Below are 19051 nucleotides of genomic sequence, written 5' to 3' on the forward strand. Positions count from 1 at the left end.
GTACTAATAGACCAAAACAAACACACACACCCAACTGGGGTGTGTAAACAACAAACACAACAAGACAATAATCACTGTCGCTTGCGTCCACTACACAGTATCTGACACAACACCAGCAACCAGAATTTGCTCCGTGTGTTTGTCGGTGGCCTATAGCAGCAGGGAAACGCCCGGTCCCATTCCGAACCCGGAAGCTAAGCCTGCTAACGCTGATGGTACTGCAACCGGGAGGTTGTGGGAGAGTAAGAAACCGCCGACACCAAACAAAACAAACAACTAAATATATCTCACCAAGAGCCTAGACACACCATGTCTAGGCTCTTGGTGCGTTTTCGGGCCTTCGCATCGCACCCCAAGCAACACTGGGGGCGAGTATACGTGTCGTTGAAGGCAACCTAAGCCAGTCGCACAGCAGTGCTGCCATATCCGGCAGCCGGAAGCGACATCTAGAAAACCCAAAAGCACAAACCCGAAAACACAGACCTGCGTGCTGCACATCCACGTCTCCACGTCTGCGCTTATAGACCGCAACGGATCCGAGCACGAGTCATACGCGCTAATTATCTCAAGCACAAAGAATCCACCGCCGCCCAAACAAGCAACACAGCTTTGCCGGCTGAGGACACTCATCCCCGGACCATTTGCAGGCTACAGCATTCTTGAACCTAGGCGCATCGCCCAAGTGATGGGTTTGCCTCGTAGAGAACAACAAAAATAGCCCCCAGCCGCAGCAAAAGCGGGCCGAAGGCCAAATCTACAGGAAACAGGAACAGGCGCTGTCTTTGGTGACGGTGGTACTTAGCCCTTCTCGCAACCGCGGGTGTCGTGCAAACCGCACTGAGGGACGCCCAGGAACGAAAGGGCGATCGATGAGAGCGTGACTGGAATAGCGATAATGTCGTAGAAGGGGGAGTCGACGACGAGTTCATTGAGATCAGTAGACGATCCTTGTCGAGCGTTGTTCACTAGCCCGTCCTCGGCTGTCGCTGTGGGTGTCGCCGTGACCATAAGTGCGGCGGCACTGATGATAGCTAGGGACTTCTTCATCGTGTCAGTTCCTTTCGGATAGGGAATTATAGGGATGTCCTAGGCTATCGGACCAACATGTCAAAGGCAATGGTTTGAGTGCTGGTCTAATTCCGTCCTCATTCTTTGGCAGCAGTGTTGCTTGGCCCAGCCTTTTTGGGTACTGGGGCCAAAACTACGGGCGAAGAAGATTATGGGTATGTAGGGGTAATCGAGAGTGAAACTCACGGGTATAGCCGGTTACGGGGTCGGCAAAAGAAATGTGCGTCGCCGTCAAGTGCATGGGAATTCGCATATCCTCGGCTTCTGCCGGGTAGATGACGGGGTAGATGGGGTCCCCAATAATGGGTATTGCTGCCTGGAGCATGTGCAATCGGAGTTGATGCGTCTTGCCAGTCTGCGGCTTTAAGGTGTACTTCCCGAGCTCTGGTAGTGAACCGTGGATGGACTCGTAGGGGGCCTTATCTACGGGCACCACGCCGGCGACCTCGGTGATGGCATTGACTTCCCCCTTGACGATGCGGCCTTGCAATTCCCCCGGGGTCTTCTCCATACGGGAGCGCCAAATGGTGCCTGGGGAGACGTCGGCAAGCGGCGCGATGGCCTCGTAGGTCTTGTTTACGCGGCGCTCGGCAAACAACGTTTGGTAGGCACCTCGGACGGAGCGGTCCTTCGTGAAGACGAGGATGCCGGAGGTAAGCCGGTCGAGACGATGCGCGGGAGATAGCTCGTTGTTTCCGGTCATCCGGCGCAGGCGAACGGTTGCAGTCTCTGTGATGTGCCGGGCGCGGGGCATGGTGGCCATAAAGGGCGGTTTGTCGACGACCAGGAGGTGCTCGTCCTCAAAGAGGATTGGTATGTCGTATGGGACGGGAGTTTCGGGAGCCGGCATGCGGTAGAAGTACACCATCGCGTTGGTGGTGAGGATGCTATCGGGGCTAAGAGGGGTGCCGTCTTGGCGCACAACTTCGTCTGCGTCGAAGCGGGCCTGTAGTGCGGCCTCGTTGTCGTCGGGGTGACGGTGGCGCTGAGTGGCGATGAGGTGGTGAACGAAGTTCCACGCGGTAATCGGGCCTTCAGGCACGCGGGCGTGGGTGGGGTTTAGCCCATCACGGATAGGAAGTGGTGTTGCGCCACGCCTTTTTTGCGATATTCTTTGACCCATGGATTTTAACTCTATTCTCGCACCCGTCATCGATTTCTTCTCTAATGGTATCGGTGCCGTCATTCGTGACATTGTCGTGGCCGCCTACAACATCCTCTTCCCTGCGAACGCGGACGCTGCTACCGCCCCACAGGTCTAGTAATAGGTATTAGACTGGAAGTGTAAGCACTTCGAAAGGAAAGGTCATGGCAAAGGAAGACATTGTCGTCGTAGCCGTTGATGGTTCGGAAGCGTCGAAGAACGCCGTCCGCTGGGCTGCTAATACCGCGGTAAAGCGGGGTATCCCGCTGCGTATTGCATCGAGCTATACGATGCCGCAGTTCCTCTACGCCGAAGGCATGGTTCCGCCGAAGGAGCTTTTTGATGACCTCCAGGCGGAAACCCTAGAGAAGATCGAGGATGCCCGCGCCGAGGCCCACAAGGTTGCCCCGGATCTGAAGATTGGCCACACCGTGGCTGAGGGCTCCCCGATTGACATGCTGCTGGAGATGTCCAAGGACGTCACCATGATTGTCATGGGCTCCCGCGGTATGGGTGGTCTCTCCGGCATGGTGATGGGCTCGGTGTCCGCATCCGTCGTCTCCCACGCATCCTGCCCGGTGGTTGTAGTCCGTGAAGATAACCACGTCACTGAGTCCACCAAGTACGGTCCGGTTGTCATCGGCGTCGATGGTTCCGAGGTTTCCCAGAAGGCAACCGATTACGCCTTCAAGGAAGCCGATGCCCGCGGCGCGGAGCTCATTGCCGTTCACACCTGGATGGATATGCAGGTGCAGGCTTCTCTGGCCGGCCTCTCCGCTGCGCAGGCCGAGTGGGCTGAGGTGGAGAAGGAGCAGGCAGAGCTGCTGACCGAGCGCCTAGCTGAGTTCCAAGAAAAGTACCCGGAGGTACAGGTCAAGAAGGTTATTGCCCGCGACCGTCCGGTCCGTGCGCTGGCAGAGGCTTCTGAGGGCGCCCAGCTTCTCGTCGTGGGTTCCCACGGCCGTGGTGGCTTCAAGGGCATGCTGCTTGGCTCCACCTCCCGCGCGCTACTGCAGTCCGCTCCGTGCCCGATGATGGTGGTTCGTCCGGACTCCGAGTAACCTTCGCATAACCCCGCTATAACGATTCGGGCCCATTTACTGGATAAGTGGTAAGCCCGAGTCGTTTTGGTGTTTTAACGCGTACGGTGGGGAGAACGTAAATAAAAGCTATTTACTGTTACTAGAAGGAGTGAGTGACATGGGACTTGGTCTCGGTTTCTTTGGTTCGATTGTTGTCGGCATCATTGCGGGCTGGCTCGCTGAGAAGATTATGAAGCGCGATCAGGGGCTGTTCACTAACCTCATTGTTGGTGTTATCGGCGGCTTGATTGGTGGCGGCTTGCTTGCGCTCTTTAATAAGAGTGTTGGTGATAGCTGGTTCCTTATGATTATTACGGCAACGGTCGGCGCCTGTATCCTGCTGTGGATTGTGGGAGCCATTACGGGCCGCAAGAAATAATAATTCGCATACATACCGGTTTGTCTATATTGTGTAGATGAACCGGTTTTGTCATGTGAGGAGAAGAAATGGCCGAAAAGAAGTCGCGACGCAATCGTCCGAGTCCGCGCAGCCGACTGCTCGAATCCGCCACGCGGCTCTTTACCACCGAAGGAATCCGCGTCATCGGCATCGACCGCATCCTGCGTGAGGCGGATGTCGCTAAGGCATCGCTGTATTCCCTCTTCGGCTCTAAGGACGCCCTCGTTATCGCGTACGTTGAGGCCCTTGATGAGGAGTATCGCGCCGATTGGCAAAAGCGCACCGAGGACGCGACAGACCCGGAAAGCAAGATCCTGGCCTTCTTCGACAAGGCCATCGAGGAGCAGCCCTCCATGGAATTCAGGGGCTCGCACTTCCTCAACGCTGCGGGCGAGTATCCGCGGCCAGAAACTGATGCCGAGCGCGGCATCGTGGCCGCCTGCGTTGAGCACCGCACGTGGATGCATTCCACGGTCACAGCACTCCTCAACACTAAGAATGGCTACCCCTCAGAGGAGCAGGCTAGCGAAATTCTCATCTTCCTTGATGGTGGTCTTGCCGGCGCGCGCCTTACCCGCGACGTCGCCCCGCTCGTAACGGCCAAGCAGCTGGCTATTCGGCTTCTGTCGGCCCCTCCTGCCGACTATTCGATTTAACAATCTTTCGTGCCTCCGCCACGATCTCTGAGTGGCGCTTGCGGTTAGCGGCGAGCTCTTCCTTATGCCCCGGATCTTCTTTGAGCCGCTGCTTAGCCGCCTTCTTCTCCCGCTTCTTTTCCTTGGTGCGCCAGCGCTGGATGCTGGCACGGCGCTGCTCGTGGACGGCCTCCGGCAGCGGGTAGCGCTTGCGCAAGATGACTTCGTACACGCCCGTCTGTAGCAAGGTGAAGAGGTAGGAGCAGCCCCAGTAGAAGATGATGGTCACGGGGATGGGGCCGTTCCAGGCCACCATCCACAGCATCCACGGGATAAGAACCACCATGAGGGCCATAAACCACAGCAAGCGGCGAGGGATCTTTTCGTCGAAAAGCGTGGTGAGGTAGCCGCGGTAGAGCGTGATGAGCGTGTTGAGGGAGGTAAACACGAGTGCCGCGATGAGCATCGGCAGGACCAAGTCGCGGTGCTCGCGGGCGAAATCGGTGAGGGGAACGCAGAAGATGGTGGAGGCGCGGAAAGAGGAGACGTCGTCAAGCGTGAGCATTCCCACCGGCTCATTCGCGGAGCCCGAGACCCTAAGGACCACCTGGTAGAGACCAATGAAGGCGGGAATGATGAGGAAGGCTGGGAAGCAACCCACCAGCGGGTTGTGCTGAAAGCGCTTCTTGAGATCGCGCTGCTGCGTAAGGACGGCGACGGCTTCATCGACGGTGTCGGCCCGAGCGAGCTGCGCGTTGAGCTCAGTCATCTCTGGGCGCATGAGGGCTCCGATGCGGCCTTGCTTCACGGAAAGCCAGTTCAGCGGTGCGATGAACCCGCGGACCGTCAGCACGAGGAAGACGATGGTGAGGATCCATGCCATGGAGCCGGAGAAGAAAGCGCCTAACAGGAGGTGCCAGAGTTTCATGATTCCGGAGACCGGATACATGAAGATTTCGATCATCGCCTACTCCTCTTTCTGCAGGGTGGTGGGGCACTTACACGTTACAGGGAGGCTAGGGTAGTGAGTATGCCCCACCCCACCGCGCGCACGCGAACGACCGTCGGCTCCGTCATCGGTGAGCTGATGCTGACGGCCGGCGTGCTGCTGCTGCTCTTTGCTTTTTACGAGTCCTACTGGACCAACATCGCCTCCGGCAAGCTACAGGACGAAGCCAACGAGACGCTACAGGAGGAGTGGCACAATCCGCGCGGCGCTGGCCATGCCCCGCAGCTCGGTGAGGCATTTGCACGCCTCTATATCCCTGCCTTCGGCTCGGACTTCGCCTTCGCGGTCCTCGAAGGCACCAACGAGGATGATTTGCTGCGCGGACCGGGGCGCTACACCGAGACGCAGATGCCCGGTGAGCCGGGCAACTTTGCGGTGGCCGGACACCGCGTGGGCAAGGGCGCGCCCTTTAATGACTTGGGTAACCTGCACACCTGTGATGCCATCGTCATCGAAACTGCGACGGAGTGGATCACCTACCGCGTGCTGCCTATCGACGGTTCCCCGGGGGAGTGCTTCAGCCCAGAGCAGCAAGCCAAGCCGGAGTACCAGCCGGTTCAAGGCCGCCACATCACGCTGCCGGGCGATGTGAGCGTGCTCCAACCTGTTCCCGGGGCGGAGGGCGTTGAGCCGAGCGAATCCTTGCTTACGCTCACGACGTGTCATCCGCAGTTCTCAAATGCGGAGCGCATGATCGTGCACGCTATGGAGACCGACCGGGAGGCTAAGAAGCCCGGCTCAGATGACAATGACCGCCCCGCCGTCTTGGAGGTGAACTAATGTATCGCGCATTGTGGAACCTTTTACCCGGCCCCACCGCGGTAAAGGCCGTGCTGGCGTTGGCTCTTGCCGTGGGGGTCTTCTTCCTGCTCATGGAGGTTGTGTTCCCCTGGGTAGCAGCGCAGATGCCCTATAACGACGTCGCTGTTTAGACCATTAAATGCTTAGGCCTTATACGTTTAGTCCTTATAGGCCTAAACGGTTGATCGCTTCCTGCGCTATGAGCTGGGGCTTGAGCGTTTGCAGCTGGTTCGACCACACCACCACGGCGTGGTTGTCCTTCTGCACGGCGAAGACCGAGTGATCCTCAAAGACGCCGCGCCCGCCCGACCAGCCATCGAATTCGGCAAGCTCCGTGTCCTCGACAGGGGCGGCCCAGTCCACGACCGCGCGCGCTTCCTCCACGCTGGGCATCTGGCGGATGAGGACGGTGACTTGTGGCTCCTCGGGGTAGGACCAGAACACACAGGCGGGGGTGCCAAAGCGCTTGTCGACGCCCCACCGGGTCATCCTCTGCCCGTTCGTATCGGCCACCCATTGGGTATCCAGATAGGGGCAGTCTTCCCAGTCGCTGACCTCCGCTGTGGCGTCGATGGGCAGGCCATCGCCTGCGTCGGTGGGTGGCGCAGGGCTTGCGGCCGGGGTGCTGGGGGTGGGGTCGTCTGCATCCGAGCACCCCGCGGCGGCGAAGCCGATGCCGATCAGGCAGGCGGCAAGCGGGGGAAGTAGGCTGTGGCGCATGACGTCCACACTAGACCAGCGCTCGGTTGAATCGGATGCCCTGCGCAACGGTATCCACGTCCTGACGGCGACGCTGCTGGTGGTGGCGATTTTTACCACGGTGCGCCTACCTCTGTGGCAGGGCGTGCTCAACCTGCTGCTCTTGGTTTCTTTCGCCGTGGTGTACTTCGGGGGCTCAGCCTACTTGGAGACGCTGCCGCGCATCGCGCGTTATGGCTGGATAGTCATCCTCACGGTATTGTGGCTTGCCGACTTGGCTGTGGCGCCTGCGGCCATCTACCTCGTGTTTTCCCTGTACTTTGTGTACCTCTACGTACTGGAGATGATCCCCGGCGTCATCTGCGTTATCGCGGCCACGGTGATGACCGTGCTGGTGCAGGTACCGGGCGGGCTGTCCTTCGGCGGCGTCATGGGCCCAGCGGTATCGGCCCTGGTGACGATCGCTATCACCTATGCCTTCCGGGCGCTGAGCCGTATGAACCAAGAATTGGTGAAGACCCGTTCGCAACTTGTGGAGTCCGAGCGCACGGCCGGTATGACAGCCGAGCGCCAGCGCATCGCCCACGAAATCCACGACACTCTGGCACAGGGCCTGTCCTCCATCCAGATGCTTCTGCACGCCGCTGACCGCGACCTGGCCCAAGAGAATATCCCCAAGGCACAGGAGCGCATTGAACTCGCCCGGCGCACCGCGGCGGATAACCTCCACGAGGCGCGTGCCATGATCGCAGCACTCCAGCCGGCGGCGTTATCGGAAACCTCCCTGGAATCAGCTATGACCAGGATGGCGGATAACTTCGCGGCCACCGGTGGGGTTGATGTTTCCGTGGACGTTGAAGGCGATGTCCAGCAACTTCCCATGAAGGTGGAAGCAGCACTGTTGCGGATTGCGCAGGGGGCGATGGGGAACGTCGTCAAGCATGCCCACGCCAGCAAGGCACGGGTGACGGTGACCTATGCGCCGGATGAGGTGCGCGTGGACGTGGTGGACAATGGAGACGGCTTTGATGTCGAGGCAGTGGAGAATAAGCCGGCGGGGTTGGGGCATATTGGTCTATCGGCGATGCGCAGGCGTGCCGAGGAGCTCGGCGGAGAGGTCGTGATTGAATCCACCCCAGGCAGCGGCACGGCGGTCTCAGTTAGTGTGCCCTTAGATAACGATGTAGATTAGGAATTTGTCCACACCGTACCAATGAGGAGGAAGCCCGTGATTAGGGTCTTGCTTGCCGACGACCACGAGATCGTACGCCTAGGTCTACGCTCGGTGCTCGAGGGGGCTGAGGATATCGAGGTGGTGGGCGAGGTAGCTACCGCCGAAGCCGCCGTCTCCGCAGCGCAGGCAGGTGGCATTGACGTCCTCCTCATGGATCTGCGTTTTGGAGCGGGTATTGAAGGTACCCGCGTCATGGGCGGCGCGGAGGCGACCGCCGCCATCCGCTACTCCATGGAGAACCCGCCCAAGGTGCTCGTGGTCACTAATTACGACACTGACGCGGACATTCTCGGGGCGATTGAGGCCGGAGCGGTGGGCTACTTGCTGAAGGATGCGCCGCCGGTGGAGCTGCTCGCGGCGGTGCGCTCGGCGGCCGACGGTGATTCGGCGCTCTCGCCGGTGGTGGCCGATAAGCTGATGACCCGCGTGCGCACGCCGCGCACCTCTCTTACCCCGCGCGAGCTGGAAGTACTGAAGCTGGTCGCGGCGGGATCCTCCAACCGGGAGATCGGTGTGGAGCTGATGCTTTCGGAGGCGACGGTGAAGTCTCACCTCGTCCACATCTATGACAAGTTAGGAGTGCGCTCGCGCACGTCGGCCGTGGCGGCCGCCCGCGAGCAGGGCGTTCTTTAGAGGTTGTTGGCGTCGCGGTAGGCCAGGATGACGTCGTTGGGGATCTTGCCGCGCTCGGCGACCTGGTAGCCGTGCTGGGCGGCCCAGGCGCGGACATCGGCCGGCTTGTAGTGACGGGTGTCCTTCTTCACCGGGTGACGGGCGGCCTTGACAAAAGGTTCCATTGCGGCGTGGAACTTATCGGCATTCTCCTGGGAAACATCGAGGAGATAGTCTTTACCGTCAACGCTGAAGCGGATGACAATCAGTTCTTCCTCGCTGAGGGGCTTGTTATCAATGTCGTCAAAAAACTGGGTGATTTCGCGGCGTGCCATGATTCTCCATTCGATCTGTAATCTGATCGTTCTGTGCTTGGGCTTCCTTCATCGTTCACCACAAGAGCGGAAGCCTAAACTTTAAGTAACTTAACGGATTAAAGAGAAAGTCATTAAAAGAACCTTCTCTTGTTATTGACTATAGAGCAAAACCACGTCTGCGACACAGTTAAGGGGCGCTAGGAGAAGCAATATTCTGGCCGGTAACAAAGGCTGATTTTAAACCCGAAAGAAAAAGCCTCCGATCCGCTTTCCCGCCCTTGTTAGGAGGCGGGGAATGTGGGGATCGAAGGCTGGAAGCTGTGGTGCGAAGGGTTATGCGCCCAGCTTGGACTGGATCTCATCGTTGAGGGAATCAATCTCGCCGGAGATGGAGCGGTGTGCGCGCTGGCGCTGCTGCTCAGTCATGTATTCCGCATTGTCGATTGCGGAATCAAGTTCGTTGAGCCGCTCCTTGACGTCGCGCTTAAAGCCGGCGGGCAGCTGGGCGTCCTTCAGGGAGTTGCGGATGCCGGCGGTGCGCGCCTTTAGCGGTGCGCCGTGGCCGGAGAAGGAGGCCAGCTGCTCAGCGCTGACGCCAGCCTTGTGCGCGCGCTTCTTCTCAACCTCGCGCTGGGCAACGGTGATGCCGCGGTAAATCAGGGGCAAAAGAAGAGGTGCGGCGGTGCGCAGGGCGCCGGCATAACGCTTGACGTTGCCCTTATTTAAACGGCCTTCTTTAATGCGTTCGAGTTCCTTCTTGGCCATTTTGTATTCGTGCTTGCGGCGATTCTTCAGGCCCTTTTCCTCAGACTTGATAAGCGCCTTCTCCTGCTTAGCCAACAGCTTTTGCTGGCGGTGCTTGGACTTATCAGCAGCCTTGACCTCTGCCTTTACACGGGTCTTGGCGGCCTTAACCTCAGCACGGGCCTCACGGCGGGCCTTGCGGATCTTCTTCATAATGCCCATTGAAACGTCCTTAAATTATCTTTCCTTAGGGTCTCGCTACAACTCTAGCAAGGTGGTCTACTAAGCTCACCTGCTGTGAAGGATGTGCTCGTCGCCACGGATCTTGTGGGCTGCCGTTATCGCTTGGTGCAGCGCCGCGCGCATCCCGAGATCCCACGTACCGCGGTAAGTCAGGCCCGCGCGGAACGCCACGCGGCGGCTATCGATGCTGCCTTGAGCCGCCTTCCCGCAAAGGGGCCGGGCCGTTTTCGCCGCATTGACCTGGAGGGTAGCGACTTCGAGCGGGCCCTGGCCACGTTGGAGGCTCTAGCTCGTGGGTATACGCACATCACCAACGCCGTCTTTTCCACCGAAGAGTGGATGGTGCGCGTGGAGCTCCTCGTTCGGGACGGCGAAATGTATAGCCCTGTCATCGTCTCCGATCACCGCGTGGCGCGCCGGCATGAGGCCTCGTGTGCGCTCGTCGTGCCGACCCACCGCTTGGGGTTGAGCGAGCCCTTGCCGGCAAAATACAAGATTCGGCATCACGCCATCGACGGCTACCGTTTGGCGCTGGCAGCCCGGGGCTTGGAAGAAGTGGGGCTGAATTCTGGCAGGGGCGCGGCGATTGGGCAGGACCGCAGCCAGGCTTTTGTCACGGATACCTCGCGTTTTGCCATCGATGAGGCACTGGCGCAACCGCTGCCCGCGGGCCCGCGTCGTGTCAAGGAGTGCGCCTCCTGCCGCTTTTGGCCCTTGTGCCGGGAAGAGCTGGAAGTCCGCGATGACATTTCCCTTTTCCTGCCGGGCGACCGCGCCAACCCCTACCGCGAGCGGGGCATTACGACAGTGCAAGGGCTTATCGACGCCTCCCTCGGCGCCCCCTCCGCCCTCGCCGTCGCCTGGCGCGAAGGCATTCCCCTGCTGCGCCGCGGGCAGGTCAGCGTTCCTCGCGCGGATGTGGAAGTCGACGTCGATATGGAGGCCTACCTGGATCAAGGCGCCTACCTGTGGGGTGCACTCCTGGACGGTGAGTATCACTCTTTTGCCACGTGGGAGCCGCTCGGCGGCCGGGCGGAAGCAGAGAATTTTGCTGAGTTCTGGGAGTGGCTCATGGGGGTTCGTGCTGACGCACATGCGGCGGGAAAGACCTTCGCAGCCTACTGCTACTCCGCCCATGGGGAGAACCATTGGATGCGCAGATCCGCCCAACGTTTTTCTAAGCCCAATCTGCAGGAGGTGGAGGAGTTCATCTCCTCGGAGGAATGGGTGGATATGTTTGTCCACGTCAAACGCAGTTTCGCTGGCACTGCGGGGCTGGGTCTGAAGACCGTGGCTCCCATTGCGGGTTTCGAATGGCCGGAAGAGTTTGATGGCGAAGAATCCGTTAACGCCCGCCGCGCCGCGCTTGCCGGGGATGCCGCCGCCCGTGCGCAGATCCTGCGCTACAACGCGGGCGATGTGCGCGCTACCCATGCCGTCCGCGAGTGGATGTCTCACGGCTCGCCGGGCGTGCCTCCCCTCGAGCCCTAGCTTCTTCTGCCTTCCCGTTTTGCAAGTCCCCAGACCTGAAACCCGCAACCTGCAGGTGGGCGTCGCCAAGCGCTTGCCGACGCCCCACTGCCCACGCAGGAGGTTGCGGGATCGAGGTCTGGGGATTTACAGGATGAGGCTGAGTCCGCCGAGGATGATGAGCACCGCAAGCGCCACCCACACCTGGTCCCAGTCCGTTGTGCTCGTTGGGGCTGGGCCTTCGGCCTTCTTGAGAAGCACGGCTTTCTGGGCCTTGACCGCGCGGGCGGTGAGGATGGGGAGGACGGCCATGGAACCGAGGCAGAGCAGGGAGGCGGCAACCATGGTGAGGGAACTGGAGGTGGCAAGCCACAGGGCAAGCCCGCCGTTGATAAAGACCGAGCGCCCCAGCCCCCAGCGGTTATATTCGCGCAGGCCAGCCCGCACCGCTGAAGGGCCGCCGCCCATCGTGGTGGGCAGCATATAGCCCATGACGCCGATGAGCAGTTGGGCGCCAAACCCCACGACGAGCGCGAGCATGGGAATCTGTGGCTCGCTGGAGAAGAAATGCTGGGTGGTGTAATACACCAGACCGCCGAGCAGCCAGAAGCAGGAAAAGAGCACAGAAAGCGCCGGGAAGGTGATGCGCCCGCGTGGTTCCCGGAACACGCTAAGGACATTGAGTAACCAGCTCTGCAGGCTGAGCGCCCAGCCGACGCAGTAGAGGATGAGGCCCGCTTGCGGTACATTCCACGCGCTGCCGATCACGGTGGTCACCACGCCCAGCGCCAACAGCGTGAAGCTCAGGCCCATGCGCGGATTGGTTCCCTTGGTGCGCCAGATGGACGGGAACAAGATGGTGAGTGAGCCGGCCGCCGCCAGACCCACGAAGCCACCAATATTGGCGGCCACGTGCGCGATGAGCAGGCGCGGATGGGAGGGGTGCGTCGCGAGGAAGGCACCAAGAGTGGCACCAACGGCAAGAAAGAAGGCTGAGGCTACGTACGCAGCAACGACAGGGCGGAATCTTTTGGATTCCGCTTGGCGCCATAAGGCAAAGAGGGCCACGCCGTGCCAGACCACGGCGAGCGCGACAAGTGTGGCACCTATCTGTGTGAGCACCCAGTGGTGGCCCCAATATTCACTGAGGATTTGGCCCACGAGGGTGAGGATAACGCCGGCATTCTGCAGATAAATCCGCGCGAGCTGGCGAGGGCGGGCTGACATCGGAACCTTGATCTGCACGAACTTCTCGGTGAGATGCTGGGACCACACCACGATGCTGTTGCTGAGGATGCCGAGCGTGAAAAGGTGGATGAGGACCCACCGGTAATTCGGGATAAAGGTATGGATTGCGCCCGCGAGAAGAAAGACCATCATCCACAGGCTGACCGGGCGGGATGCTTTCCTGTGCCATGTGCGCGGCGACCACTTATCCATAAAACACGAGTTTATCCGGTTTTCTCACAACCCAACTCAACACCGCGATGCCCGCGGCGAGGGCGGCGTAGACGGCGATGAAGCCGGTCCACGACAGGAAATCAAAGAGCACGCCCGCTAGCGCGCCCAGGAGGGAACTGCCCAGGTAGTAGAAGAAGACATAGAGGCTGGAGGCCTCAGCGCGGTCGTGAGTGGCGATATGCCCCACCCACCCCGAGGCCGTGGAGTGCGCTGCGAAGAAGCCGATGGTGAAGAGCACGATGCCGAGAAGGGTGGGGATCAGTGCCCCCATACAGAGCGCGATGCCCACGGCAAAAAGCAGGCAGGACAGCAGCAAGGTGTTGGCGTGGCCGACCTGCGTGACCAACCGGCCCGCCCGCGCCGAAGACCACGTGCCGGTGAGGTAGAAGAGGAAGACCAAGCCGGCCAAACCGGGCGCGAGGTGGAAGTGGTCGATGAGCCGAAAAGCCAAGAAGTTATAGAGGGACACGAAGGTTCCCATCGCCACGAAGGCCACGATGAACAAGGGAATCAGGCGGGTATCCCGGGCATGGCGGAAGATGGCGCGCAGCTCCGAGCGGAAGTGAATCTCCTTGGGGGTGAAGTTCTGCTGGTAGGGCAGCAAGATCGCGGCGATGATGGCCAGGATGAGCGTGACCAGGCTAGAGCCCGCCAGCGCCCAGCGCCAGGACGTGAGCTCGAGCAGCCCGGTGGGAATGAGGCGGCCGGTGAGCCCACCGATGGTGGTGCCGGCGATGTACAACCCCATGGCACGGGCGACGTAGGAGCTTTCCAGCTCCTCCGAGATCCAGGCCATGGCGGTGGCGGGTGCGCCGGCGATGACGGCGCCCTGGAGCGCGCGGGTGGCGATAAGTATCTCCGGATTGGGCGCCAGCGGCACGAGCATGCCGATGAGCGTGGCCGCGATGGTAGAGACGAGCAGCAGTTTTCCGCGGCCGATGCGCTCGGAGATGATGGACACGGGGATCACGCAGATGGCCAGTGCGCCGGTGGCCGCGGAGATGGTCATGGCGGCTTCCGTGGGGGACATACCCATGTCTTCCACCAGGGTGGGAAGCATAGCTTGGGTGGGGTAGAGGCAAGAAAAAATTGCCAAGCCCACGAAGAGCATGGCAATGGTGGCGCGCCGCGTTCTGGTCATGCATCAAGCATGGCCTAGCGCGGGTTATGTGTAAAATGTCTAAAAGTTACGTAAAACATGCGAGGTGTGCATGAATCTGGAGGATGTGCGCGGCGTCGTCGCCGTGGCCGACCATGGCCTCGTCGGCGCGGCTGCCGACGCCCTCGGGCTCTCCCAATCCGCGCTGACCCGCCGCGTGCAGCGCATTGAGGCGGAGGTGGGGGCCAGCCTCTTCGAGCGCAGCGGCCGGCGCCTGCGGCTCAATGCCCGCGGCCAGGCATTCGTGGAGCATGCCCGGCGGATGCTCATGGCGGAGACCGCCGCGCGCGACGCCGTGGCCCGGCTGATGGATCCGGAGCGCGGTACCGTGCGCCTTGATTTCATGCATTCCTTGGGCACGTGGATGGTCCCGGAACTGCTCAAGGCCTATCGCGCCGAACACCCTCACGTGGACATCCGCCTGCACCAGGGCGCGGCACGTGAGCTCGTGGAGAGAGTAGCGGCCGGGGAGTCAGATCTCGCGCTCGTTGGCCCCCGCCCCACCACCCCGGGGGCCGTGGGCTGGCACCAGCTCAAATTGCAGCGCCTCGGGCTCGCGGTTCCGGAAGGGCATTGGGCGGCAGGACAAGACAGCGTGCGCATGGAAGATTTTCGGGAGGAGCCCTTCATCGGCATGCTGCCCGGCTATGGAACGCGTATGCTGCTGGATTCCCTGGCGAGCGAAGCCGGATTCACCCCGCGCCTCGTCTTCGAATCCATGGAGCTGACCACCGTGGCCGGCCTCGTGGCTGCTGGCCTGGGATCGGCGCTGTTGCCGCTCGATGACCCGTACCTCAAAGCCCGCAACCCCATCCCGCTGCAGCCCGCGGCCTACCGTGAGCTGGGGCTGGTGTGGCGGGAGGGCGATGATGCCCCGCCGGTCGAGCACTTCAAGGACTTCGTCGTGACCCGCACCGCCGAGGGCGGTAGCTTGGTCGAGGCCGACTAGCTGCCGAAGGGGAGCTCAGCGGCCAGAGCGGCGAGCGCTTCGGGGGTGGATACCTCATGCGGCAGCCAGGGCAAGGTGTGCACCGGCTGGCCCGGCAGCTTTTCAGCGAGCAGCGCGAGGGCCGCATCCTCCGAGGCGCGGCGCTGTTGAAGAAACTCTTCCGTGCTTTCCGGAGTGCGGCGGTTGACCAGCAGCCCACCGCAGTGCACGCCATGGGAACTCAGGTCCGCGAAGAACTCGGCGGTTTCCAGCACCGGGGTGCGATCGGCGGTGAGGACGAGGAAGAAGGACGTGGTGGTTTCGTCGGAAAGCACGGCGCGCAAACGCTCGAAGCGGCGGCGGCGCTTGAGCAGCGTGGACCGTATCTCCTGGTTGCGGCGGTCCACGGGGTCCTGCGAGCTGGCGGAAACGGCCTTCTCCGCTGAGGTCATGCCGCGCACCACCGCGCCGAACTTGTCGGATTTCTCGCGCCGCGCGAGCAGTCCATCGGTATACGCGGCCATGATTTCCGGCAGCGCCATGAGTCGGGCGGTGTGCCCGGAGGGGGCGGTATCGAAGATGATGTGCTCAAACCCTCCACCATCCTGCTGCTCTTCGATGAGCTGCGCAATGCGCTCCAGCATCGCCGCCTCGTGCGTGCCGGGCGAGTGCCGGGCCAGGTCCAGGTGGCGGTCCACCTCGCGGTGGAGGCGTTCTGGCATGAAACGACGCATTTGCTTGGCGACGCCCTCTAGGTGCTCTTCCGTCGCCCGCGCCGGGTCGATCTCGATGACGCTTAAGTGGGGGCGGACGGTAGTGGGGACGTCGGAAAGCGCGGTGCCAAAGATGTGCCCCAGGTTGTGCGCCGGGTCGGTAGATACCAGCAGCACGCGCTTGCCTTCCTGGGACAGGCGCAGCGCGGTGGCGGTGGCCAGCGTGGTCTTACCCACTCCGCCCTTGCCGCCGAAGAACATGACGGGGGCTAGCAACATGAGATTCCGTTCAAAGGTGAGCGCTCCATGCCCATGCGCGTGTGCCAGGCGTGGAAATCTTCGTACATCAGCGGCAGTAGCTCCAAGGTGTAATAGCTGGCGGGATTCGGCAGGCCGAGGGCCTCCGAGAGGATAAGCAGCATGAAGAGGTCGTCTTCCTCCTGCTGCGCCTTAGCGAAGGAACGCCGATAGGGCGCGGAGTAGAACTCGTCTAGACCGCGCCCAAAGGCCTTCAGTTTATCGAGCATTGACCGGCAGGGGCGGCTCGATGTCTTCGTCCTTCCATACCACCTGCGGGGCCTTGCGGGCGCGGGAAATGGCGGCGATGGCTTCGGCGATGACCCAGATGGCGGCGACGATAATGACGCCATCGATAAGGAGCAGCAGCCAGTTTCCGGCCTGGAACAGCGTCTTGAGCTGCAGCACCGCCGCCCACAGAGACATGACGGTAACAAAAATCAACGGGAGCAGCACTGGCCACGTCGGGCGGCGCAGCTGGGTGAGGATGACCACGATGATGGACAGCGTCAGGCCTGCCATGAGCTGGTTGGTGGTGCCGAAGAGCGGCCAGATGAGCATGCCGCCGGAGCCGTCGACACCGGTGGAGAAGGTCAGGCCCAAAGCGCAGCCGACGGCGATGATGGTGGCAACCAGGCCGCTGAGCTTGATGCCCATGAGCTCGGCGGCCTCGGAGACCACCATGCGCTGCAGGCGTACACCGGAGTCCATCGTCGTCGCAGCAAAAAGCACGGCCATGGTGGCCAGGATGGTGGCGGAGAGCGAGGTGGGGATGCCCAAACCTTCGTTCATGAGGGCACCGCCGCCCTGGACGAAGGCGCCGACGCCGCCGGCGTTCCACTCGTTGTAGACGGCCTCCCAATCGGCGGCGGTCTTGAAACCGGATGTGGTGGCGACGATGGTGCCCAGTGCGAGGAGGCCCTCGCCCACGGCGCCGAAGTAGCCGACGAAGCGGGCGTCGGTTTCCTTATCCAGCTGCTTGGAAGAGGTACCGGAGCTCACCACGCCGTGGAAGCCGGAGACGGCGCCGCAGGCGATGGTGACGAAGAGCAGCGGGAAGATGCCTGGTGTGTTGTCAGGGACGTGATCCGACACGGTCGGTGCAACAACCTCGGGGCGGGTGATAAGGAAGGAGCCGTAGAGGATGATGAGGCCGACGAAGAGCTGCAGGCCGTTGATGTAGTCGCGCGGCTGCAACAGGACCCACACCGGCAGCAGGGAGGCGATGAAGGCGTAGACGAAGAGCAGGATGATCCACACGCCGCGGTCCGGGATGCCCAGGACGGTTTCCGGCAGGGCCAGCGGGACGCGGTCACCGATGATCATCAGCGCGTACAAGGCAGCGACGCCCACGATGGAGACGATGGTCAGGTTCCAACGGAAGCGGTAGATGGCCTGGCCGATGAGCAGGGCGACGAGGATGGCGCCCCAGGTGGGGATGACGGCGGTGGGCGTGGAAATCAGCAGGTTGGAAATGACCACCGCGAAGGCCGCGTTGACCATGAGCAGCAGCAGGAAGATCACGACGAGGAAGAGCGCGCGCCCGCGGGCGCCGATATAGCGCCCAGAGAGCGTGCCGATGGACTGTCCGCGGTGGCGCTGGGAAGCCCACAGCGCGCCCAGGTCATGCATTCCGGCAAAGAAGACCGTGCCGAGCGTGACCCAGAGGAAGGCTGGTAGCCAGCCCCAAATCACGGCGACGGCGGGGCCGATGATGGGTGCAGCACCCGCGACCGAGGTGAAGTGATGGCCCCACAGCACGTATTTGTTAGTAGGGACGTAGTCGACACCGTCCTCCATGGTGTGGGAGGGCGTGGAGAAATTATCAGAGAGCTGATACACCTTCGACGCAAGGAAGCGGGAGTACAGCAGGTAGCCCGCCACCATCATGGCGAGTCCGATAAAGACGAGAAGAAGTGAGTTCACAAAACCACCTGAAGAGAGTCAATTGAGATGTCGCATCAACGTCGACTCGTCTTTTGAGAGCAAGCCTGTAATACGCATCCCTGTGTGCAGGTGGTGTGAATTATGCCATAGCTGTTTTGCGAAGGTGGGTTTAATTTCTAAATCCCTATAGGGAAGGGTGGGGCAGAAGGGGGTGTGGTTCATCACCGCTCACGGGCTGCGGATTGCCTTGACCGATAGGCCAACTGCCCTACATGACGAAGATCCCCCTCGGATCGGCAATGGCGGCGCATAACTTTGGCAACTCGGGCAGTTTCGCCTCGCGCACCGGGAGCAGGAGTCCTGTGCAAAGGCCTGCAGCTTGTTGAAAACGCGAAACCGCGCCGAGCCTCATTGAAGAGGACCCAGCGCGGTCGAAGCAATATGGCCTTAAAGGAGGCCGGAGTGCTTACTTGGTAGCAGCAGCGTAACGCTCAGCAACGTCATCCCAGTTGAAGACGTTCCAGACAGCCTTGACGTAGTCAGCCTTCACGTTCTTGTACTGGAGGTAGAAGGCGTGCTCCCACATATCCAGCATCAGCAGCGGGGTGAAGTTCACCGAGATGTTGCCCTGCTGATCAGTGAGCTGCTCAATAATCAGGCGACCAGCAACGTGGTCGTAGCCCAGAACTGCCCAACCGGAGCCCTGCAGGCCGGTCGCAACAGCGGAGAAGTGAGCCTTGAACTTCTCGAAGGAACCGAAGTCGCGGTTAATAGCTTCAGCCAGCTCGCCGGTCGGCTCGCCGCCACCGTTCGGGGAGAGGTTCTTCCAGAAGATGGAGTGGTTGGTGTGGCCACCCAGGTTGAAGGCAAGGTTCTTGGACAGAGCGCGGATAGCGTCAGCGTTAGCCTCGCCGTTGCGCTGCTCCTCCAGAGCCTCGAGCGCAGCGTTAGCGCCAGCAACGTAGCCAGCGTGGTGCTTGGAGTGGTGCAGCTCCATGATCTCAGCGGAGATGTGCGGCTCCAGAGCGTCGTATGCGTAGTCGAGTTCAGGAAGTTCGTAAACAGCCATTTGTGTCATCCTTTCTTTGGGGTACGAGGCCCCATCGTAGGGCGCGGATGAGGATTTGGCCACAATAATTTTTTAATGG

Annotated in this window: 22 protein-coding genes and 1 rRNA gene; 11 read left to right on the top strand and 12 right to left on the bottom strand. The window is 61.1% G+C overall.

Annotation, left to right across the window (positions count from 1 at the left end):
* Window positions 1–141: 141 nt before the first annotated feature.
* A 5S ribosomal RNA gene (gene rrf / locus HMPREF2807_RS04805) occupies window positions 142–259 on the top strand.
* 539 nt (window positions 260–798) lie between these two features.
* On the opposite strand, the gene HMPREF2807_RS04810 is transcribed toward rrf, so the two are convergent.
* Complete coding sequence (locus HMPREF2807_RS04810; RefSeq protein ID WP_070510846.1) at window positions 799–1047, bottom strand: hypothetical protein; 249 nt, start codon at window positions 1045–1047, stop codon at window positions 799–801.
* A 154-nt stretch (window positions 1048–1201) separates the two neighbouring features.
* Entirely contained in the window at window positions 1202–2254 is a 1053-nt protein-coding gene (locus HMPREF2807_RS04815) for a pseudouridine synthase (protein WP_083306683.1), read from the bottom strand.
* Between HMPREF2807_RS04815 and HMPREF2807_RS14015 the strand changes: the two genes are divergently transcribed.
* The 4 genes from HMPREF2807_RS14015 to HMPREF2807_RS04830 all read left to right on the top strand — a co-directional run bounded on the left by HMPREF2807_RS14015 (window position 2190) and on the right by HMPREF2807_RS04830 (window position 4350).
* Complete coding sequence (locus HMPREF2807_RS14015) at window positions 2190–2330, top strand: hypothetical protein (protein ID WP_175973861.1); 141 nt, start codon at window positions 2190–2192, stop codon at window positions 2328–2330. The genes HMPREF2807_RS04815 and HMPREF2807_RS14015 overlap by 65 nt on opposite strands.
* A 46-nt stretch (window positions 2331–2376) precedes the next feature.
* Window positions 2377–3273: a universal stress protein gene (locus tag HMPREF2807_RS04820; protein WP_046647652.1), complete on the top strand. Its 897-nt coding sequence runs from the start codon at window positions 2377–2379 to the stop codon at window positions 3271–3273.
* Window positions 3274–3412: 139 nt separating this feature from the next.
* Window positions 3413–3673 carry a GlsB/YeaQ/YmgE family stress response membrane protein gene (locus HMPREF2807_RS04825; protein WP_010188457.1) on the top strand — a complete coding sequence of 87 codons (261 nt, stop codon included), beginning with the start codon at window positions 3413–3415 and terminating at the stop codon, window positions 3671–3673.
* 68 nt (window positions 3674–3741) lie between these two features.
* On the top strand, window positions 3742–4350 hold the full coding sequence (locus HMPREF2807_RS04830) for a TetR/AcrR family transcriptional regulator (protein ID WP_046647650.1): 609 nt from the start codon (window positions 3742–3744) through the stop codon (window positions 4348–4350).
* Here HMPREF2807_RS04830 and yidC read toward each other — a convergent pair.
* Window positions 4307–5293 (bottom strand): membrane protein insertase YidC, encoded by a 987-nt coding sequence (yidC, locus tag HMPREF2807_RS04835; protein WP_070510850.1) that lies wholly within the window; start codon window positions 5291–5293, stop codon window positions 4307–4309. The genes HMPREF2807_RS04830 and yidC overlap by 44 nt on opposite strands.
* A 66-nt stretch (window positions 5294–5359) precedes the next feature.
* Between yidC and HMPREF2807_RS04840 the strand changes: the two genes are divergently transcribed.
* Together HMPREF2807_RS04840 and HMPREF2807_RS14020 are read left to right on the top strand one after the other, a co-directional pair.
* Window positions 5360–6118, top strand: a complete 759-nt coding sequence (locus tag HMPREF2807_RS04840) for a class E sortase (RefSeq protein WP_070510853.1) — start codon at window positions 5360–5362, stop codon at window positions 6116–6118.
* A complete protein-coding gene (locus tag HMPREF2807_RS14020; protein ID WP_168166775.1) occupies window positions 6118–6270 on the top strand; it encodes a hypothetical protein in 153 nt (50 codons plus the stop codon). Before HMPREF2807_RS04840 ends, HMPREF2807_RS14020 begins: the two co-directional genes overlap by 1 nt.
* 34 nt (window positions 6271–6304) lie before the next feature.
* Here the strand turns inward: HMPREF2807_RS14020 and HMPREF2807_RS04845 are convergent, their stop codons facing one another.
* A complete protein-coding gene (locus HMPREF2807_RS04845; protein ID WP_070510855.1) occupies window positions 6305–6859 on the bottom strand; it encodes a DUF2020 domain-containing protein in 555 nt (184 codons plus the stop codon).
* Here HMPREF2807_RS04845 and HMPREF2807_RS04850 point away from each other — a divergent pair.
* Both HMPREF2807_RS04850 and HMPREF2807_RS04855 read left to right on the top strand, forming a co-directional pair.
* Window positions 6858–8030: a sensor histidine kinase gene (locus HMPREF2807_RS04850; RefSeq protein ID WP_070510858.1), complete on the top strand. Its 1173-nt coding sequence runs from the start codon at window positions 6858–6860 to the stop codon at window positions 8028–8030. The two genes, HMPREF2807_RS04845 and HMPREF2807_RS04850, sit on opposite strands and share 2 nt — an antisense overlap.
* A 36-nt stretch (window positions 8031–8066) precedes the next feature.
* Window positions 8067–8705, top strand: a complete 639-nt coding sequence (locus HMPREF2807_RS04855) for a LuxR C-terminal-related transcriptional regulator (RefSeq protein ID WP_046647640.1) — start codon at window positions 8067–8069, stop codon at window positions 8703–8705.
* On the opposite strand, the gene HMPREF2807_RS04860 is transcribed toward HMPREF2807_RS04855, so the two are convergent.
* A complete protein-coding gene (locus HMPREF2807_RS04860) occupies window positions 8702–9019 on the bottom strand; it encodes a histone-like nucleoid-structuring protein Lsr2 (RefSeq protein ID WP_070510860.1) in 318 nt (105 codons plus the stop codon). The genes HMPREF2807_RS04855 and HMPREF2807_RS04860 overlap by 4 nt on opposite strands.
* Before the next feature lie 315 nt (window positions 9020–9334).
* On the bottom strand, window positions 9335–9967 hold the full coding sequence (locus HMPREF2807_RS04865; protein WP_070510862.1) for a DUF6474 family protein: 633 nt from the start codon (window positions 9965–9967) through the stop codon (window positions 9335–9337).
* Between the two features lie 75 nt (window positions 9968–10042).
* On the opposite strand from HMPREF2807_RS04865, the gene HMPREF2807_RS04870 reads away from it, so the two are divergent.
* Window positions 10043–11479 (top strand): TM0106 family RecB-like putative nuclease, encoded by a 1437-nt coding sequence (locus tag HMPREF2807_RS04870; RefSeq protein WP_198531376.1) that lies wholly within the window; start codon window positions 10043–10045, stop codon window positions 11477–11479.
* Window positions 11480–11605: 126 nt separating this feature from the next.
* Here the strand turns inward: HMPREF2807_RS04870 and HMPREF2807_RS04875 are convergent, their stop codons facing one another.
* The gene (locus HMPREF2807_RS04875; RefSeq protein ID WP_070510864.1) at window positions 11606–12898 is read right to left on the bottom strand and encodes a copper oxidase; all 1293 of its coding nucleotides are present in this window, start codon (window positions 12896–12898) and stop codon (window positions 11606–11608) included.
* Complete coding sequence (locus tag HMPREF2807_RS04880) at window positions 12891–14060, bottom strand: MFS transporter (protein ID WP_070510866.1); 1170 nt, start codon at window positions 14058–14060, stop codon at window positions 12891–12893. Before HMPREF2807_RS04880 ends, HMPREF2807_RS04875 begins: the two co-directional genes overlap by 8 nt.
* 70 nt (window positions 14061–14130) lie before the next feature.
* Between HMPREF2807_RS04880 and HMPREF2807_RS04885 the strand changes: the two genes are divergently transcribed.
* Window positions 14131–15027, top strand: a complete 897-nt coding sequence (locus HMPREF2807_RS04885; RefSeq protein WP_070510868.1) for a LysR substrate-binding domain-containing protein — start codon at window positions 14131–14133, stop codon at window positions 15025–15027.
* On the opposite strand, the gene HMPREF2807_RS04890 is transcribed toward HMPREF2807_RS04885, so the two are convergent.
* The 4 genes from HMPREF2807_RS04890 to HMPREF2807_RS04905 all read right to left on the bottom strand — a co-directional run bounded on the left by HMPREF2807_RS04890 (window position 15024) and on the right by HMPREF2807_RS04905 (window position 18972).
* Window positions 15024–15998: an ArsA family ATPase gene (locus HMPREF2807_RS04890; RefSeq protein ID WP_070510870.1), complete on the bottom strand. Its 975-nt coding sequence runs from the start codon at window positions 15996–15998 to the stop codon at window positions 15024–15026. The genes HMPREF2807_RS04885 and HMPREF2807_RS04890 overlap by 4 nt on opposite strands.
* Window positions 15989–16246 carry a cory-CC-star protein gene (locus tag HMPREF2807_RS04895; RefSeq protein WP_046647629.1) on the bottom strand — a complete coding sequence of 86 codons (258 nt, stop codon included), beginning with the start codon at window positions 16244–16246 and terminating at the stop codon, window positions 15989–15991. Before HMPREF2807_RS04895 ends, HMPREF2807_RS04890 begins: the two co-directional genes overlap by 10 nt.
* Complete coding sequence (locus tag HMPREF2807_RS04900) at window positions 16236–17942, bottom strand: carbon starvation CstA family protein (RefSeq protein ID WP_070510873.1); 1707 nt, start codon at window positions 17940–17942, stop codon at window positions 16236–16238. Before HMPREF2807_RS04900 ends, HMPREF2807_RS04895 begins: the two co-directional genes overlap by 11 nt.
* 427 nt (window positions 17943–18369) lie before the next feature.
* A complete protein-coding gene (locus tag HMPREF2807_RS04905) occupies window positions 18370–18972 on the bottom strand; it encodes a superoxide dismutase (RefSeq protein ID WP_046647628.1) in 603 nt (200 codons plus the stop codon).
* Window positions 18973–19051 lie beyond the last annotated feature (79 nt).

The sequence above is a fragment of the Corynebacterium sp. HMSC074A09 genome (assembly GCF_001811545.1).
GTDB lineage: Bacteria > Actinomycetota > Actinomycetes > Mycobacteriales > Mycobacteriaceae > Corynebacterium > Corynebacterium hiratae.